Raw genomic sequence first — 18212 nt, forward strand, 5'->3', positions numbered from 1 at the left:
ATATTCTTAGGGAAAGTGAATAATTGAACTGTGAGGTATGCAAACATGACATTAAATAGTTAATGAAGAGGAGACTACCTCTTCATCGTAAAGATTACTTTATTTTTATCTTCTTAGCCTCTTTTTTACTTCTCTCTACTTTCGGAATCACTACTTCCAGTACACCATCCTTGCAATTTGCTTCTATATTTTCAGCATCTGTGTTATCAGGCAGTGTAAAACTTCTTTGAAACTTACCATAAGAGCTCTCCTTCTTATAATAATCTTTCTCTTTCACCTCTTTTTTGGTTTTTCTCTCACCCGAAATCGTCAGAACATTATCTTTGAGATCAACATGTATATCATCTTTTTTAACACCAGGAAGATCAACCTCTACATGATAGGCATAGTCTCCTTCTCTTGTATTCACAGATGGCGTAAAACCGGAAACATTTGAAAGTTCGCTACCGATTTCAGGCAATCTGAATGCACTTGCCATTCTCTCTTCTAAATCTCTAAAATCTCTCATAGGGTCAAATTTCGTTAATAACATTGTTGCTCCTTAGTGTATTAGATGTTGTTTAATTAGTATATAACTTTTTAATATGTTTGTCAATCAATACTAATCATTTAGACACTGTAATATGTTATACTTCTTTTAACCTGTCACTTTATTTTGTGAGGAGAAAAGTATGAAAGCTTTGATCATCAGTGCAGATCTTTTTGAAGACTCTGAGTTGAAAATACCCTATCAATCTCTTGGGGAACTAGGTATACATGTAGACATAGCCTCTACCAAAAAAGGTGCTATTATAGGAAAACATGGATTTAATGTCTATGCCACAGTAACCCTCAATGAGGTAGATCCCAAGCAGTATGACATATTGATCCTTCCTGGAGGTAAAAGTCCCTCTTTGATACGTCAAGAAGAAAAGGCATTAGAAATAGCACGATACTTTTTTGACCATGATAAACTGGTTGCAGCTATCTGCCATGGTCCCCAGATACTCATTTCAGCTGGTATCATGGAAGGAAGAGTTGCAACAGGTTATAAAAGCATTGCAAAAGAACTTGAAGATGCTGGTGCCATCTATAAAGATGAGAAAGTAGTCATCGATAGAAACCTGATCACTTCGAGGCAGCCTTCGGACCTCAATGCGTTTATGCAAGCAATTAAAGAGTATTTATATCTTGCATCAAAAAATAAAAAAACGGCCCACTCCCAAAAAGTCATCAAAGAGCGGTTCACGCTGGAAAAAACGTTTTGCAAGAGACTCTTTGACAAAAAAGCGAAGTTCGGCTTTGGCGGCTTTGGTGAGGCAGTCTACTACCGTACCTACAGCAGGATCAAATCTGACGGTTCTAAGGAACATTGGGCAGATACTGTCATACGTGTGATCAATGGTGTGATGACAGTACGCAAAGATCATTACCTTTCAAACGCTTTATTCTGGGATGAAGTAAAATGGCAAAAATATGCTCAAAAACTTGCGCTTTCCATGTTCGATATGAAGTGGCTTCCACCAGGAAGAGGTCTTTGGATCATGGGTACAGAGTATATTTATGAACGTGGAGGTGCGGCATTAAACAATTGTGGTGCCGTGGATACAACAAATCTTTCGCTCGCAGCAGAATGGACCATGGATATGCTCATGTGCGGGGTCGGCGTCGGTTTTAATACTGCATGGCAGGGAAAAAATGTTTCCATACCAGATAAAAATACTCCAAGTACCTATGCCATTCCGGACAGTAGAGAGGGTTGGGCAGAATCCGTCAAACTCTTGATAGAGAGCTATACAAAAAAAGCACCATGGTTTTCTTTTGATTACAGTCTGATACGTCCTGAGGGATCACCGATCCGTGGATTTGGTGGTACTGCATCCGGCCCTGCTCCGTTACAAGTGTTACATCAACGTATTGAAAACTATTTGGACAATTATTGTCAGGGAAAGATCGATAATACTCGCTGTGTGGCTGATGTGATGAATGCGATCGGTGTCTGTGTTGTGGCAGGGAATGTACGAAGAAGTGCGGAAATAGCACTGGGATCGGTCGATGACACAAGTTTTCTGGAATTGAAGGATTATAGAAAAAACCCGGAACGTGCTGAGATCGGATGGGTCTCAAACAATACGGTCGTACTCACTAAAACAGAGGATCTTGAAAAGCTTTCGGTGATCGCTGAACATATTCGAGAGAATGGGGAACCAGGTATCATGAACCTGATGAATGTTCAAAAATATGCACGTTACGGTGAGGAGTCCAAAGACTCTGCATCGCTGGCAAACCCCTGCTCTGAAATTGCTTTAGAGAGTTTTGAACTCTGTAATCTCTCTGAAGTCTTTCCATCACGATGTGTGAACGAAGATGATTTTTATCAAGCATTGGAGTATGCAACGTTTTACGCTTCAACAGTCTCGTTGCTTATGACACATCGTCCTGAAACCAATACGGTCATTTCACGAAACCGTCGGATCGGTGTCAGTATTTCCGGTATTGCAGATATGCTTGATAGAGATGGTATAGCCGATTTGACCTCTAGACTGAAAAAAGGGTACAACCTTGTACGTTCTGTCAATCAGGCATTGGCAGAAGAAGCAGGTATTCCTGTATCCACCAGAGTGACAACAGTGAAACCCTCTGGAACAATCAGCCAATTGGTCGGATGTAGTTCAGGGATGCACTTCCCGACATTTCAGTATGCCATACGCCGTATACGTGTAGGTAACACTTCACCTATCTGTCATATACTCAAAGAGGCAGGGGTAACGTATGAAGAGGATCATTATAGTACCAATACAACTGTTTTCGAATTTCCTGTTGATCATGGGAAAACAAGAAATGCGACCCTTGTTTCAGCATGGGAGCAGTTTTCCATCTTAGCCATGTTACAGAGAGAATGGAGCGATAATATGGTGAGTTGTACGATCTATTTTGATCCAAACAGAGAGGGAGATCAGATCGATGATATGTTAAGAGAATTTGTACCACTAATCAAGTCGGTCTCTATGCTTCCGCATTCGTACAAAGGATCTTACAAACAAATGCCGTATGAGGGTATTACAAAAGAGCAATATGAAGCACGTCTTGAAAAGATGCCGTCTATTGACTGGAACACTTTTTCCAATAGCAAGACCATAAAATAGATATTTACAAATCCAACCTGTACTAAAAATTAAAAACTATCTTATGAACGATGCAATGGTCTCTTTATAATCAGGGTGTAGGTGTACAGTATTATGCCCTACATTGCTGAGTGTCACAGTTTCAACCTCTGTTTTATTAAAAGAGTGGATAAAATTCTGGGTATTCTCATAAGGGATAACCCTATCATTTCCCGCTGCTATGATCAGTGTATCTGTGGTGATATCAGCAGCTCTTCCGACCGAATCCAAACGTTCTTTGATGATGAGATCAATAGGGAAAAATCCATAAATTTTTTTACCTACATTGACTGCACTATCAAAAGGTGTCACAAGGATCAGCTTATCTATATTGCGTTTGGAAGCCAAGTATGTTGCTACAGCCCCTCCGATACTTCTACCCATAGTCGAAATTGTACTATGGAGTTTAATAAAATGATCGTAAACGGCTAATGCATCACTGTAGAGACCCCCTTCATATGGGGATCCACTACTCCCTCCATAACCACGGTAGTTGACGAGGTAAACTGTACGGTCGGCAAAAATGCTTCGAAAATCATCAATGTTATATGCAACGTTCTCAGCATTGCCTCCAAAGTAGATAAGCGCTTTCTCCTTACCTGGGTTAAGTGTCCATACCTTGATACGCATTTCACCTGTATCTAGTAGAGTATATGCTACATCCGGAACACTTACCTCAGTGCTCGGCAAGTAAATTATCTGGCGCTGAAAGACAAAAAGTAAAAAACACATTAGCACGTAAAAGATTCCCAATACAGCTATAAATGAAAGCATTTTTCTACCCTTTATTGTCTTCTCCATCATACTGTACCATCCCAATTGTATTCATGAATAGCAACCTTTGTTAAAGAACAAAATCAGCCATCAATAAACATTGCATCAGTTACTCTTTTACGATCCCCTTCATAAACTGCTGAAAATCAGAGGGGAAAGGAAAGACCACTGTATTGGTCTTGTCATTGGATATATCACTCAGAGTCTGCAGATAACGCAACTGTATTCCATGTGGATTATCACTGAGAATTTTAGCTGCTTCAACAAGATTCTTACTTGCTTCAAGTTCTCCTTTTGCATTGATCACTTTTGCACGACGTTCCCGTTCCGCTTCCGCCTGTTTCGCAATAGCACGTACCATGCTTTCATTAAGGTCTACATGCTTGATCTCGACATTGGATATCTTGATACCCCAAGTATCAGTCTGTTTATCCAATATCTCCTGTATATCATAGTTCAACTGTTCACGTTCTGCAAGCATTTCATCAAGTTCATGTCGACCCAAGACGGAACGTAGAGTCGTCTGGGCAAGCTGGCTGGTTGCAGCATAAAAATTCTCCACCTGTATGATCGCTTTTTCAGGATCAACCACACGAAAGTAGACGACAGCATTGACATTCACAGAAACATTGTCATGAGAAATCACATCTTGTTCTGGAACATCCAAAACAATGATACGCAGGTCCACCCGTTCCATTCTCTGTATAAACGGTATCAATATGATCAGACCTGGGCCTTTGACCCCGGTAAAGCGTCCAAGTGTAAACACCACTGCACGTTCGTACTCACGTAAGATACGAATGGCAGATGCCAAAAAAATGATCAGTATCATCACGATATAGACAGTTGTCATTGGTAGTATAGGTAACATTATTTACTCCTTTATTGGATTGACGTGCAGCACAAGTCCTGATAGACTCTCTACACGCACTTTTTGACCGATCTCGAGCACACTCTCAGATTCAGCATACCATACTTCACCATGGCAACGGACACGATATCCTTTTTCAGATGATTCAAGGACTTCAGCAGTGGAACCTATCATCTCATCTACGCCTGTGACTATTTTGACAGACCTTGATTTAATAAGAAAACGTATCACAAAGATGAAAAAAGCCAGACTTACCAAGGTAAAGGCAATAATAAGTGGAATGGAGACTCCGCTTCCCAGTGTATCGGTATCAAAAAGAAGCAGTGATCCAAAGGCAAAAGCAGCCACTCCGCCGATCCCCAATATACCAAATCCTGTGATCAACACTTCAGCAACCATAAAAGCAATACCCAAGAGTATCAGCAGCAATCCAGCATAATTAAAAGGAAGCATATTTAATGCATACAATGAAATCACACCCGATATGACTCCTATCACTCCTGGGAATATGGCACCTGGGTTCATCAATTCAAAAAAGATCCCGTAGATGGCTATGATCAAGAGTATATAGACAATATTTGGGTCGGTAATAGTCATTAAGAATTGTATTTTCCAGTCAGGCTCAAATGTTTGTATCACAGCATTTTTTGTTCTGAGTGTAATCTCTTTCCCGGAAACAGTAAGTGTTGTTCCATCAAGTTTATTCAATAGTTCAGTGCTATTCTCAGCCATCAGATCGATCACATGATAACGCAACGCATCTTTGGCAGAAATACTTTTAGCCTCTTTAACCGCCTCTATTGCCCATGTAATATTACGATCATTGAGTTCAGCGAGACTTTTGATATAAGCGATGGCATCATTAATCACTTTTTTCTCAAGCGCAGTGGGACTGGTTGCATTTGAATCTGCAACCATAGGCGTGGGCATCAGACTAACAGGAGTTGCAGCACCAAGGTTGGTTCCAGGCGCCATGGCTGCCACATGAGAAGCATAAAGAAGATAGGTCCCTGCACTTGCAGCCCGTGCACCTTTGGGAGAGACATAGGTGATCACTGGCAAAGTACTGTTCGTGATCTCCTGTATCATTTCCCTCATAGAAGTAGAAAGGCCTCCAGGTGTATCAAGTTCTATCAATACCATCTGGGCATTGTCTTGCACTGCAGCTGCCATACCTTCTTTAAGATAGTTACTGCTTGCAGGCCCTACTGCACCCTTTATCTCTAATTTTATGACCGTTGAAGTGCTGGCGATAATCGGAAAAAATATGATAAGTAGTAAAAAAAATAAGCGCTTCATCGTATATACCTCTCATCAATATAAAGGACAACTAATACTTATACTAACAAATAAATAAAAGAAATGTCAATGTCTTTGTGCTAAAATATGTAAAAGGCAGCTATACAAAGCTGCAGAGTTCAAGAGGTTTGGATGCATTCCTTTATATTATACATGCATGGAGGCAGTATATGGAAAACTACATTTATAATTCTGACGTGGGGACATTTACGATCGTTCAGAAAGGTCTTTTACAGTACGAGCTTTGGATAGGTGAAGAACTGCTTGGTGAATATCAAACTGCAGAACAGGCTGCTGAAGATGTTGCCACATTTAATACAGACTATGTTGAATGGGATAGATTTAGAAATGAGCTTGAAAACTTCCCAACAAGCCTTCCAGAATGGACTGTTGTCTCCGAGGAAACACCTCGTAAGTAATGCAATATTCCCATCATTTTGCTAAAAACAGCAGCATAAAGTTTATCGCTGATTGCCATTTAGGTAAACTGGCAAAATATCTTCGACTTCTGGGTATTGACACCCTTTACTTTCCACATATAGAAGATGATGAGCTACTGCGAATAGCAAACGATGAGGATCGTACGATTCTTACCAAAGATCGTTCTCTTTCACAACGTAAAAAAGCTCCTGTATTTTTTTTAGAGGAGAAAGAGACTCAAGCACAATTAAAAACAGTGATAGACCACTATAAACTAAAAGTGCAACCTTCTCCCTTCAGCCGATGTATCGTCTGCAACACTCCACTACAGATAATTGAAAAAGAGAAGGTGCTGGATCGTCTGCCTGAAAAGGTCAAAAAGTATTTTGATTATTTTGAATACTGTCCTAGCTGTGACCGTATCTACTGGCGGGGTGACCATTACCGACATATGAAGGCCTACTTGGACCAGGTATTGGAATCTTAACCAATAAAGGATGATGATGTTAAAACAGCTATTATGGTTGACCATATGGGGTGTTGTCTTTGGATATATGGAGGCGGCTGTGGTTGTTTATCTACGTGATATCTATTATCCTGAAGGTTTTTCATTTCCTTTGGTCATAATAGAGGATCGTATTCTGTTGACCGAACTGCTTCGTGAAGCAGCAACACTGCTCTTGATCTGGGTGACCGTATCTCTGGCATACAACAGACTGCAAAGCCGCTTTGCAGCTTTTTTCCTACTCTTTGGACTGTGGGATATTTTCTACTATATTTTTTTAAAACTGCTTCTTGATTGGCCTGAAAGTCTGAACACATGGGATATACTCTTTCTTATCCCTGCACCTTGGGTTGGACCCGTCTGGGCACCTGTACTAGTATCCATAGGGTTCGTCTATGCCGGTACGACCCTACTGTTTTATCATCAGAAAAAACGATTTTTACATTTTGACAGAATGTTTATCCTCTTTGAGTTGTTTTCAGCACTGCTCATTATTGTTTCTTTTATGATACCCGGTTCATCCATACTTGATCAGAATATGCCTACAGACTTTCCATGGATACTGTTTCTCACAGGATTTTTGATAGGTACAGGTGTTTTTCTTTACACGGTTTACCGATCTGATCATGCAGATATGAAATGATAAAAATATTCTTTTGATAGATTCAGATCTCTTCATACTCCAGTTCAAAGTGGTATTCTGAAAAATTCCTTTCAAGCATTTGTTCGATCTTTTCACGGTATTGTGTGGCTTTAAGTGCATTTGGAGAGAGAAAAACAAAAGCGATATCAGCCTCTTTGGCATACTCACCACTGATATCCATCACAGAGACATTAAATGCTTTCAGTTTCTCTTTCATACTGTTTGTGACACTTCTGCGCCCTTTGAGTGATTGGACATAAGGCAATTCAAGATGGAGGAGACAGCTACAGATGATCATATGCTTCTCATATCTTTTTTTGTTTGCTTTTATTGGCAAAAAGTTTCAATTTCTCTTCTACAAGATAATTGATACTCTCTTTTGGGAAATGACCGTTCGCATCTTTTGTACCGCTTTTTTTACCTGTAAGTATCTCCAAGCCTTCATCCACACTCTCAATCGCATAGATTTTGAATCTATTCTCTTTTACAGCTTCTAACACTTCTTCTTTCAACATCAGATGTTTGACATTGGATGCAGGTATAATGATCCCATGGTGTTTTTTGCTCTTGACCAAGTTGCAGACATCAAAAAAGCCTTCGATTTTTTCATTGATCCCTCCGACTGCCTGAACCTGACCGTTTTGATTCACTGAACCGGTCACTGCAATAGACTGATCAAGCGCTACTTCGCTCAATGAAGAGAGTAAAGCAAAGAGCTCTGCACATGATGCACTGTCACCGTCAATTTTTCCGTATGATTGTTCGAAAACCAGTGTAGCTGTTATGCTTAATGGAAAATCTTTTGCATAGGTAGCAGCCAAATAAGATGAAAGTATCATTATCCCCTTGTCATGGGTCGGACCGCTTAGTTTTGCTTCTCTTTCTATATTGATCACACCGCCTTTACCCAGTCGTGTCAATGCTGTGATCTTTGAGGGATGGCCGAAAGAAAAGTTTCCTAGATCAAGTACAGCAACCCCATTGATCTGACCTATAGCAGATCCTTCGGTTTCTATGAGGATCGTTCCTCTCTGAATCGCTTCATACATCTTATCTTTGATCCTGTCTGATCTTTCTATCTTTTCCATAATGGCTTGATCTATCTGAGCTTTTGAAATATGGTCCATATCTTCTTGTGAAGCGATAAAGTCAGCCTCATGTAACAGATCGCTCAAACCTCCTAAATGTGTGGTAAGTTTCTGGCTGTCCTCTGCCATACGGGAACTGTATTCGATCACCTTACCGACCGCCTGTTTATCCAATGGCAAAAGGCCATTATCTTTTGCGATCATACCTATCATTCTGGCATAAAGCTGAATATTTTCATCATTCCTGTCTGTTTCATTTTCAAAATCAGCATTGATCTTAAAGAGTTCCCTGAACTCAGGATCATAATTATATAAGAGATAGTAAAGAAATCTGTCGCCTATAAGTACGATCTTGATATCCAGTTCAATGGTCTCAGGTTCCAAAGAAAGTGTACTGATCAAGCTTAATGAACGTGCAAGCGGTTCTATACGGATCTCAGAAGATCTCAGCATCCTTTTAAGTCCTTCCCAGACAAAAGGCTGCATTAAAACCTTTGAAGCATCCAATATTAGATATCCTCCATTTGCTTTATGCAATGCTCCAGCTTTGATTAGATTGAAATCGGTCAAAAGTGTCCCCATTTGGGCAATATGTTCGATCTCACCAAACAGATTTGTATAGGTTGGATTATCTTCATAAATAATAGGAGCACCCTCTTGATCTTTATGTGCTACGATGACATTGACATGGTATCGGTTAAATATACCGCTTTGTTTAGCATAATTCGCTCCCATCATTGCAAGACTGTTTTGCGCAGAAATTAAAAAATCCTGTGAATTATCTATAATGTCTTCTTCCACACTCTCTAAATAGGCTACGACTTTTTCATAATCCTGATACTTTCTTTTTAATTCGTTGATACTTGTGTCTACAGCTTTTTTAGTCATTTTTCTTTCAAGTTCCCGGATCTCTTTTTGCTGTATTTTACTTTCGATCACAATATCTTGAACTATATTCTCCAGTTCATTCCTGAATTTGAGTATTTTCTCCTGTATCTGGTCTTTATCTTGCGTACTTAATGCTTGATACTCTTCTTTTGCAAGTACTTTTCCATCATGGCTCATAGGTGCTAATGTATAGCCTGCAGTCGTATAATTGATAAAGATATTTTCCTCTTTGGCTCTTCTTTTCACTTCCCTTAGGGATTTCTCTTTCGCATCGGTCAGCTTATCTATAATGGCCTGTTTTTGTATACGATACTCTTCACTTTCAAAGAGTGAGGGGATGACCGTTTGTAACTCTTCTATCAGCTCTTCCATGTCTTTTTTAAGCTGTACGCCCATAGATGATTCAAGCTTGAGATAGATCGGTTTTCTAGAGTCTTCAAAATTATTGACATAACACCAGTCACCCGGTTTCTTTTCATCTTTTGCCTGGCTCTGTATAAACTTTTCTACTACTGTATGTTTACCGCTGCCAACCCTTCCCATGGCATAAAGGTTGTATCCCTCTTTCTTGATACCTATACCAAAACTGATCGCTTTGAGTGCTCTGTCCTGTCCTATGATCTCATTAGGATCTTTCAGTTCCTCAGTCGTATTAAAATCAAATAATGCCAAGTCACAATGGTTATAAAGTTTATCGGTCGCAAGTGGTTTTATCATAGTCTCTCTCCGTATTCAGGACAATGGTAGATCATATCATTTAACATCTTATATTCCATTTCATGTGCATTGGCTACAGCTTCGTCAGTCACAAATCCACCTGCAACATTAACCCCGCTGTAGATTGCTTCATCTTTTAAACATGCAGTCTTCCACCCCATATCTGCGATCTTCTTTACATATGGTATCGTTGCATTTGCCAATGCCTGTGTAGCAGTGAGGGGGTAATCCCCCGGTATATTGGCAACACAATAGTGCAGCACACCATCCACTTCAAAAACAGGGTCATCATGTGTCGTAGGTCTGGATGTTTCTATGCATCCTCCCTGATCAATAGCAACATCAACCAATACCGTTCCCTTCTTACAGTAGGATAGCATCTTCCTTGTAATGAGTTGTGGTGCTTTTTCACCAGTGACATAGACTGCACCGATAACAATATCCACTGTAGGTAAAATCTTTTCCATATTATAGGCATTGGAGTAAAGGGTTGAGACATTTACTTCCATAGACTCTTCAATGGATTTCATACTCAGTGGATTTCTTCCCATCACTATAACATCCGCACCCATTCCTGAAGCAATTTTAGCCGCGTTTTTAGCTACACTCCCGCTGCCGATGATCAGGACTCTAGAGGGAAGTATGCCGGTTGAACCGCTTATCAAGACACCCATACCATTATTATGCATTGCAAGAAAATAGCTTGCAACCATGGGGGCCACTCTACCCGCTATCTCACTCATAGGTTCAAGTAAAGGCAGCCTTCTACCTTCTTGTACTGTTTCATAGCCTATTGCCGTCACTTTTTTTTCAAGAAGTATCTCTGTCAACTTTTTATTGGGAGCAAGATGTAGATAGGTAAAGAGTATTTGTCCAGGTTTTAAAAGTTCATACTCCTCTGGCTGAGGCTCTTTTACTTTTACGATCATTTCACAGATCTCAAATATCTCTTTAGGGTCATCAAGAATCACAGCACCAGCTTGCTTATACTCCTCATTGGAAAACCCGCTTTTTTCTCCAGCGTCCTTTTGGATATAGACTTTATGTCTACCCTCAACAAGCAATCTCACACCAGAAGGGATCATTCCTACCCTATATTCCTTGATCTTTATCTCTTTTGGAATACCAATTTTCACCTGAAGATCTCCCTTCTCTCTAAAGTAGATTCACATATGCATGACATGGACCACCATAAACAAACACATTGATTATCATGCGCCCTTTTTTTGTCTACTATACCTTGGTTCTGGCAATAGGGTTGACTCTTAATCGCTCCTCAGGTATCGGTTTTGCACTTTCTTCACACATGCCGTAGCTTCCATTTTTTATTTTTGCAAGTGCATGTAGCGTCTCTTTTCGCTCATTTTCCTGCTGATCTAAAATCGTGTTGTCTTTACTACTGAGACTTTGAAGTGAGGCCAGATCTTCCATATCATTGATCCCATCGTCACTTCCTACACTTTCAAGCTCTGATCGAAGCTGTTCAATATTACTTTCTATATGTGCTAATTTTTCTTTTAATATTTTCTCAAATTCATTCAAGTCCAGATCATCTCTCATTTTCATACTCTACTCCTTTGTTTAAATAACTAGTTATCATGGTATGGTTCTACGGTACATAGACCAGGACATCTTTTGATGTTTCTCTTAAAATATAATTTGCCACACTTCCCAACAATGCATTCACCCCTACTGTACCGCGAGATCCGACAACCACAAGGTCATATTGACCCTCCTTGATATAATTGACCAGTGTCTCTTTCGTATAGAGTTCACCATCGATCACTTTACCTTTTTTGACAGATAACTCTTGCATAAAATTTTTTAAATCGCTTTTGGCACAAGATTTTGCGACATCATTATATTGCGATAGATCACGACCCACTACAGCATAGGGTCCTTCCATATAAATGGTATCAAAAGCATTGACTACATTGATCTTTGCACTTGGAAAAATATCTTTTGCAAATAAAATACTTTGCTTTGATTGCATACCAAAGTCTGTTGGTGCTATGATGTTTTTATATGGGGTTTTTGCACTGTTTTTAACGATCAGGACAGGTAAATGACTTAAGTGAGCTACTTTTTGTGCTGTCGTACCCAAGAAACCTTTTTTCCCTTTTGCCTTACTGTGTGCACCGATGATGATCATATCAATTTGATTTAATTTTGATTCATAGAGTATGACATCCTGGGGATTACCCTCTTTTACAAAGACAAAACAGTTGACTTTAAACTCACGGTTCAACGGCTTGATCTTTTTTTCTATCTTTTGAGCGATGCTCTGATGATCTATGACAACATCTTTACCACCGAAATAACTAGGTACACCAAGCCAAGGTGTCTGTACAGCATGAACGATAAACAGATCAGCTTTGTGTTCATTGGCTACACTTAATGCTCTTTTTAAAACATTATTTGATTTCTCAGTGACATCCAATCCTACCAGTATTCTTTTTAATTCTTTCATGATTACCCCTCTTTCAGAAATTTTAACACATAGATACTATGTAGCTATTTATATTCTACTATTAAAAAACTTAATAGTGCGACTTAAATGTATTAATGAAATTGTTAAAATAAAGAGTGTAAAATAGATTATATGTGAACTAACCATGTACTATATCTTTAGTTACAAAAAGAGGTGGAACATCCATTTTCATACCAAAACGATCGAACAGACATTTTCACTATTAGATTCAGATCATTCCGGTTTGACAGAAGAGTCAGTGTATGCACGTCAAGAGAAATATGGCCTCAATATTCTGCCATCAGAACCGGAAATGTCATTTTTAGAACATTTTCTTCAACAGTTTAAAAGTCCTATCATCTATGTGCTACTTATAGCGTCATTCATGGCACTCATCATCCAAGAGTACACAGATGCAGGATTTATTCTGCTTGTCTTACTTCTGAATGCAGTGATAGGGACTTATCAAGAGTATTCTGCATCGCAAAAAGCAAAACTGTTGCAAAACCTTATCAAAACCAATGTCATGGTCCTGAGAGACGGTGAACTACAGGAAGTGGACAGCCGTCAAATTGTGACAGGGGACATACTGATCTTTGAACCCGGTACGAAAGTGAGTGCCGATGTGAGGATTGTTGAAGCCAACAACCTGATGGTTGATGAGTCATTGCTTACAGGAGAGTCCATTGATGTACATAAAGATGCACTCTTTGTCAGTGCGAACGAAGATCTTCTCATCTCTGAGCGTAAAAATATGCTCTTTGCAGGTACCTATATCTCCAGTGGTAGAGGTTTAGGTATCGTAACAGCTATAGGTAAAGAGACAGAAGCCGGTAAGATAGCACAGTTACTGAGTAAAAAAAGCATAGCCAAGATACCTTTGGTTGAAAAAATGGAAAAGCTCTCTTTTACTATTTCCATTGCCATTGCAATAATGGTCATCATACTTTTTACAGTAGGTGTGCTCAAAGATATGGAGTTTTATGGACTTTTCCTTTTTGCTGTTGCACTTGCTGTCTCTACCATCCCTGAAGGTCTGCCTGTGGCTATTACGGTTGCCCTGACATCCGCTTCTTTGTCCATGTCCAGAAAAAATGTCATTATACGGAAATTGGCTGCCATTGAAGGGCTGGGTGCCTGTACACTGATAGCCAGCGACAAAACAGGTACACTCACACAGAACAGACTCAGTGTAGAGTATTTTATCTCACCGCATATGGTGTATGATACAGATTCACTGGATGATGTACATGATATGGTCTACCTGGCTTCCGTATTGTGCAATGAAATGCATTATAAGGAGTCTGAAGAAGGCGGTGTGGATTTTTATGGGGACCAGGTAGATATTGCCCTGGCGCAGTTTGCTGCAAATGCTGACGAATCCTATATCACCAGTTCTAGATCCTATAGAAAGATAGATGAGATACCTTATGAGCCTATCAACCGTTTTTCTGCAGTGATGATGGAATTGGATGAGTTGATATTCCAGTTCAGCAAAGGTTCACCAGAAACGGTACTGGAACACTGCAATGTGACCCAGGAAGAGAAAATAGAGATACTCAATGAAGTGGATGCCTGGGCACTCAAAGGCTACAGAACCATTGCACTTGCCTATAAAGAGTCTTCTGATGAGTCTGTTATCAATCTTAGAAACTTTACCTATCTTGGCTTTGTGGCTATCATTGATCCTGTCAGGGAAGAGAGCCCTGAAGCGATAAAAAAGGCACAAGAAGCAGGTATCAAAGTGGTCATGATCACCGGAGATCATCCCAATACAGCATTTTCTATTGCACAGGAGCTTGGCATTGCCTCATCACGTGAGGAGGTAATGAGTGAAAAAGAGCTTCTGGCATGGGAAGATGGCGGTGCTGTGGCAGAGGCACTGAAAGACAAATCAGTGTTTTCCCGTGTGACACCTGCACAAAAGATGATGATTGTCATGGCCTATCAGTCCCTTGGACATTATGTTGCCGTTACCGGTGACGGTGTCAATGATGCCCCTGCGCTAAGACATGCCAATATCGGTGTTGCCATGGGCAAAAGCGGTACAGATATAGCCAAGGCAACCAGTGATATCATTCTAACAGACGATAACTTCACCTCGATTGTCAATGGTATTGAGGAAGGAAGACGCGCACATGATAACATCAGAAAAGTGGTGTATCTACTGATATCGACCGGTTTTGCAGAGTTGGTTCTGGTCATGCTCTCTTTTCTCACAGGACTTCCTCTACCACTGTTGCCTGTTCAACTTTTATGGCTTAACCTAGTCACCAATGGTATCGAAGATGTGATGCTAGGACTGGAAAAAGCAGAACCCGGACTCCTGCAAAGAAAACCGAGATCACCCAAAGAACCGATATTTAACCGGCTTATGCTTAGACGTATCTTCATTGGTGGCCTCTATATAGGTGTTACCTCTTTCGTACTTTTTTATATTTTACTGAAAAACGGAGAGAGTGAGGAGAGTGCAAGAAACATTATACTGCTTCTCATGGTACTCTTTGAGAATGTACATGTTTTTAATGCCAGAACAGAAACCAATTATCTGCACAAGGTCGGCTATAGAAGCAGTATGTTTTTAATCTTTTGGGTCATCTTTACGCAGCTATTGCATATTGCATGTTTGTATATCCCTTTTATGCAAAACGTACTCTCTACACAACCAGTCTCGTTTAACATGTGGTTGGAACTTGCTATGATCGCTTTGGGATTGGTTGCTGTGATGGAGGGAGATAAATGGTTGTTTATTAAAAGTAAATCAGTATGATCAATCCATACTGATTTCCTCTTCATTCTTTCTATTCTTCCAGATATATTCACTCCATTTTCGTATTTCTATCATTCCAAATACCCACAATGCCATGATACCGATGATCGTTAATGAACCACTGTTGAGTGGCAGAGTATGGAAGAGATCAGAAAGTAGATAAATGGCACATAACTGCAGGGCTACTCCTATACCTATCCCATAAAAAATATAAGGATTGATCTGCAATGATGTTTTAATATTTTTTAAAAAAGGTTCATGTTCTTTGAGTGACTGAATACCATTCACCCATGTAGCAATGATAAAAGCTGTGAACAATGTGGAGATAGCACTCTCCTTAGTATAGTGTTCCAACATCCAAGCATATAAAAAAAGTGCTCCTATACTAATCACTATAACGACATAAAATACACGTAAAAGCTGAACTTTATCCAAAAACTGTTCATGTAATTTACTGGGTGCTCGTTTCATCACATCTTCTTCATCTTTTAAAAATGGAAATGTTTTATCCAAAGCACTGTTGGCAACGAGATTGATCCATAAAATCTGTATAGGATAGAGCGGTAGCGGCAATGCCATTAAAATAGCCCCGGTGATGAGGATCACTTCATCCAGACTGGTAGTGAGCAGAAAATAGATCGTTTTTCGGATATTGTTTGCTATGGAACGCCCTTGCTTGATCGCTTCAACAATGACAGAAAGATTGTTGTCTGCAAGCACCATATTGGCAGTAGATTTTGCTGCATCCGTTCCCTCCCCCATAGCGATGCCAAGATCAGCTGCTTTGAGTGCAGGGACATCATTGACCCCATCTCCTGTCACGGCAACGATCTCACCATTTTTTTGCAGTGCCTTTACGATACGGTACTTATGTTCAGGGAGTACCCTTGCCCATACAGTGACCTTTGGCAGGATCTTTGTAAGTGCTTCATCATCCATCTCATTAAGTTCTTTGCCCGTAACGACCAGATCTCCCTCTTTGTAGATATTCACAGATCTAGCAACAGCTGTCGCAGTCAGGGCATTATCCCCCGTGACCATCATCACTTTTACGCCCGCTTTTTGTGCCTTATTCACCGCTTCCAGAACCCCTTCTTTGGGAGGATCAATGAATCCTACAAGTCCAACGATCTCAATTTCCCATTTTTCTATCTCATCTGTTGTATGTTCTCCCATACCCAAAGCTATCACTCTCAATCCATGGGAAGCCAGTCTGTCATGCTCTTTTTGGAGTGTTTCAAGAGTATCCAGGTTTGTGGCAAACTGTTTTAGGGATTCAAAGGCACCTTTGACAAAGATCTTATGCTCTTTTTCCATCATATTTGAACTTGCCATCAGCCGATGCTTCGTGTCGAAAGGATAGAGATTGACACGCGGATATTTATCACGTATATCCTTATAGGACTCCCCTACCCATAATGCAAGGGCCGTGTCAACGGGATCACCCTTACCTTCTATGGATTCGTTCGCAAGGGATGAAACGGTATGTGAAAAAGTATCATGAAGCAAAAAGACCTCTTCTACTTTAAGATTTCCCTGTGTGATGGTACCAGTTTTATCCGAAGCGATGACAGTTGTGCTGCCTAACGTTTCAACCGAAGGCAAATGACGTATGTAGGCTTTTCTAAGACTTAGCGTCATGGCTCCTATGGTGAGTACCAGTGTGATCACAATCGGCAGTCCTTCAGGTACAGAGGCGACCAGCAAAGCAATGACCAGATAAATGATCTCAACAATCTCTTTACCTTCAAAAAATGTGAGAAGCCCCGTGATAGAGATCAGGATCATAACGACGAACATATGCTTTTTAATGAACGCCTCCAGTGCTTTGCTCAAAGGCGTATCCCGCGATTCTTCTTCAGCTTTGGATGAAATAGATGCCAAGTAGGTTTCCTGTCCAGTGAAAACCACATAACCCTCTGCATTCCCTTTGGTTACCGTGGTTCCGGAGAGAGCCATATTGTCCATTTCATAGGGGAGTGTGTCTCTGGGCAATGTAAGTTTCGCATCTTTATCCACAGGTAGAGATTCTCCTGTCAGTATTGACTCATCAATGACAAATCCATTGGTTTCAAAAAGACGTATATCTGCAGGTACAATATCACCTTCAGACAAAAGAATGACATCACCTGGTACCAGTTCAGATGAAGGTATAATACGTACCTGATGATCACGTTTGACCTTTGTTTTGCTCTCTGTAAGTTTTTTAAGTGCCTGAATGGAACCAAGCGCTTTAAGTTCCTGCCAAAATCCTATGAACGAATTGAACAGAAGTATGATCAGTATCAGTATACCTTCATGTATATTTTCCAGAAAGAGAGAAAGCAGTGCCGCAGCCAGCAGTACATAGACCAAAGGGCTTTTGAACTGAGAAAGAAAGAGTATGAAGATATTATGCTTTTTTTCCTTGATCTCATTCAAACCATAAATGGAAAGATTCTTTTGTGCACTGTCACTGCTTAATCCCTCTTTGGATATTTCCATTTTTTCGGCTAAGGAGTCAATCGTTTCAAAATGGGGATACTCTGGAATAATCATTGTGTTTCCTGTATTTCATCTCTATTAGTGTAACATATTTTATTTGTTATAATTATCTAAGAAAGTTACTGTAAACTATAGCATAT

15 protein-coding genes are annotated in these 18212 nt (G+C 40.1%); 5 read left to right on the plus strand and 10 right to left on the minus strand.

Annotated features, from left to right (window positions below; genetic code table 11):
- Positions 1–94: 94 nt before the first annotated feature.
- Positions 95–532: an Hsp20/alpha crystallin family protein gene (locus SULAR_RS03520; protein ID WP_008243038.1), complete on the minus strand. Its 438-nt coding sequence runs from the start codon at positions 530–532 to the stop codon at positions 95–97.
- 139 nt (positions 533–671) lie between these two features.
- Between SULAR_RS03520 and SULAR_RS03525 the strand changes: the two genes are divergently transcribed.
- Positions 672–3125 carry a DJ-1/PfpI/YhbO family deglycase/protease gene (locus tag SULAR_RS03525; protein ID WP_008243039.1) on the plus strand — a complete coding sequence of 818 codons (2454 nt, stop codon included), beginning with the start codon at positions 672–674 and terminating at the stop codon, positions 3123–3125.
- A gap of 36 nt (positions 3126–3161) precedes the next feature.
- On the opposite strand, the gene SULAR_RS03530 is transcribed toward SULAR_RS03525, so the two are convergent.
- The 3 genes from SULAR_RS03530 to SULAR_RS03540 all read right to left on the minus strand — a co-directional run bounded on the left by SULAR_RS03530 (position 3162) and on the right by SULAR_RS03540 (position 6087).
- Positions 3162–3875, minus strand: a complete 714-nt coding sequence (locus tag SULAR_RS03530) for an alpha/beta hydrolase (RefSeq protein ID WP_188084876.1) — start codon at positions 3873–3875, stop codon at positions 3162–3164.
- Between the two features lie 151 nt (positions 3876–4026).
- Entirely contained in the window at positions 4027–4788 is a 762-nt protein-coding gene (locus SULAR_RS03535) for a slipin family protein (RefSeq protein ID WP_008243043.1), read from the minus strand.
- A gap of 3 nt (positions 4789–4791) precedes the next feature.
- Positions 4792–6087, minus strand: coding sequence for a nodulation protein NfeD (locus tag SULAR_RS03540; protein WP_008243045.1), 1296 nt, complete (start codon positions 6085–6087; stop codon positions 4792–4794).
- Between the two features lie 170 nt (positions 6088–6257).
- Here SULAR_RS03540 and SULAR_RS03545 point away from each other — a divergent pair, with 170 nt between their 5' ends.
- The 3 genes from SULAR_RS03545 to SULAR_RS03555 are packed head-to-tail and all read left to right on the plus strand — an operon-like array spanning position 6258 to position 7655.
- Complete coding sequence (locus SULAR_RS03545) at positions 6258–6506, plus strand: hypothetical protein (protein ID WP_038000065.1); 249 nt, start codon at positions 6258–6260, stop codon at positions 6504–6506.
- Positions 6506–6994 (plus strand): Mut7-C RNAse domain-containing protein, encoded by a 489-nt coding sequence (locus SULAR_RS03550; protein ID WP_008243049.1) that lies wholly within the window; start codon positions 6506–6508, stop codon positions 6992–6994. Before SULAR_RS03545 ends, SULAR_RS03550 begins: the two co-directional genes overlap by 1 nt.
- A 16-nt stretch (positions 6995–7010) precedes the next feature.
- Positions 7011–7655, plus strand: a complete 645-nt coding sequence (locus SULAR_RS03555; RefSeq protein ID WP_008243051.1) for a hypothetical protein — start codon at positions 7011–7013, stop codon at positions 7653–7655.
- Between the two features lie 22 nt (positions 7656–7677).
- On the opposite strand, the gene SULAR_RS03560 is transcribed toward SULAR_RS03555, so the two are convergent.
- From SULAR_RS03560 to SULAR_RS03580, 5 genes are all read right to left on the minus strand, one after another.
- Positions 7678–7953, minus strand: a complete 276-nt coding sequence (locus tag SULAR_RS03560) for a DUF503 family protein (RefSeq protein WP_038000067.1) — start codon at positions 7951–7953, stop codon at positions 7678–7680.
- Positions 7954–7960: 7 nt separating this feature from the next.
- Positions 7961–10348: a Lon protease family protein gene (locus SULAR_RS03565; RefSeq protein ID WP_008243056.1), complete on the minus strand. Its 2388-nt coding sequence runs from the start codon at positions 10346–10348 to the stop codon at positions 7961–7963.
- Positions 10345–11484 carry an alanine dehydrogenase gene (gene ald / locus SULAR_RS03570; RefSeq protein ID WP_008243058.1) on the minus strand — a complete coding sequence of 380 codons (1140 nt, stop codon included), beginning with the start codon at positions 11482–11484 and terminating at the stop codon, positions 10345–10347. Before ald ends, SULAR_RS03565 begins: the two co-directional genes overlap by 4 nt.
- A gap of 97 nt (positions 11485–11581) precedes the next feature.
- Positions 11582–11914 carry a hypothetical protein gene (locus SULAR_RS03575; RefSeq protein ID WP_008243059.1) on the minus strand — a complete coding sequence of 111 codons (333 nt, stop codon included), beginning with the start codon at positions 11912–11914 and terminating at the stop codon, positions 11582–11584.
- 43 nt (positions 11915–11957) lie between these two features.
- Positions 11958–12818, minus strand: coding sequence for a universal stress protein (locus SULAR_RS03580; RefSeq protein ID WP_008243060.1), 861 nt, complete (start codon positions 12816–12818; stop codon positions 11958–11960).
- A gap of 145 nt (positions 12819–12963) precedes the next feature.
- Here SULAR_RS03580 and SULAR_RS03585 point away from each other — a divergent pair, with 145 nt between their 5' ends.
- Positions 12964–15588 carry an HAD-IC family P-type ATPase gene (locus SULAR_RS03585; protein ID WP_008243061.1) on the plus strand — a complete coding sequence of 875 codons (2625 nt, stop codon included), beginning with the start codon at positions 12964–12966 and terminating at the stop codon, positions 15586–15588.
- On the opposite strand, the gene SULAR_RS03590 is transcribed toward SULAR_RS03585, so the two are convergent.
- On the minus strand, positions 15589–18126 hold the full coding sequence (locus SULAR_RS03590) for a cation-transporting P-type ATPase (protein WP_008243062.1): 2538 nt from the start codon (positions 18124–18126) through the stop codon (positions 15589–15591).
- Between the last annotated feature and the right edge of the window lie 86 nt (positions 18127–18212).

Origin of the sequence: Sulfurovum sp. AR, assembly GCF_000296775.1 — a bacterium.
Lineage (GTDB): Bacteria > Campylobacterota > Campylobacteria > Campylobacterales > Sulfurovaceae > Sulfurovum > Sulfurovum xiamenensis.

Excerpts from the sequence above, each read along its gene's own strand:
- SULAR_RS03530 (WP_188084876.1), bottom strand. The coding sequence starts at position 3,875 with ATGTGTTTTTTACTTTTTGTCTTTCAGCGCCAGATAATTTACTTGCCG.
- SULAR_RS03520 (WP_008243038.1), bottom strand. The coding sequence starts at position 532 with ATGTTATTAACGAAATTTGACCCTATGAGAGATTTTAGAGATTTAGAA.
- SULAR_RS03575 (WP_008243059.1), bottom strand. The coding sequence starts at position 11,914 with ATGAAAATGAGAGATGATCTGGACTTGAATGAATTTGAGAAAATATTA.
- SULAR_RS03565 (WP_008243056.1), bottom strand. The coding sequence starts at position 10,348 with ATGATAAAACCACTTGCGACCGATAAACTTTATAACCATTGTGACTTG.
- SULAR_RS03550 (WP_008243049.1), top strand. The coding sequence starts at position 6,506 with ATGCAATATTCCCATCATTTTGCTAAAAACAGCAGCATAAAGTTTATC.
- SULAR_RS03525 (WP_008243039.1), top strand. The coding sequence starts at position 672 with ATGAAAGCTTTGATCATCAGTGCAGATCTTTTTGAAGACTCTGAGTTG.
- SULAR_RS03535 (WP_008243043.1), bottom strand. The coding sequence starts at position 4,788 with ATGTTACCTATACTACCAATGACAACTGTCTATATCGTGATGATACTG.
- SULAR_RS03560 (WP_038000067.1), bottom strand. The coding sequence starts at position 7,953 with ATGATCATCTGTAGCTGTCTCCTCCATCTTGAATTGCCTTATGTCCAA.
- SULAR_RS03585 (WP_008243061.1), top strand. The coding sequence starts at position 12,964 with ATGTACTATATCTTTAGTTACAAAAAGAGGTGGAACATCCATTTTCAT.
- SULAR_RS03580 (WP_008243060.1), bottom strand. The coding sequence starts at position 12,818 with ATGAAAGAATTAAAAAGAATACTGGTAGGATTGGATGTCACTGAGAAA.
- SULAR_RS03590 (WP_008243062.1), bottom strand. The coding sequence starts at position 18,126 with ATGATTATTCCAGAGTATCCCCATTTTGAAACGATTGACTCCTTAGCC.
- SULAR_RS03545 (WP_038000065.1), top strand. The coding sequence starts at position 6,258 with ATGGAAAACTACATTTATAATTCTGACGTGGGGACATTTACGATCGTT.
- SULAR_RS03540 (WP_008243045.1), bottom strand. The coding sequence starts at position 6,087 with ATGAAGCGCTTATTTTTTTTACTACTTATCATATTTTTTCCGATTATC.
- SULAR_RS03555 (WP_008243051.1), top strand. The coding sequence starts at position 7,011 with ATGTTAAAACAGCTATTATGGTTGACCATATGGGGTGTTGTCTTTGGA.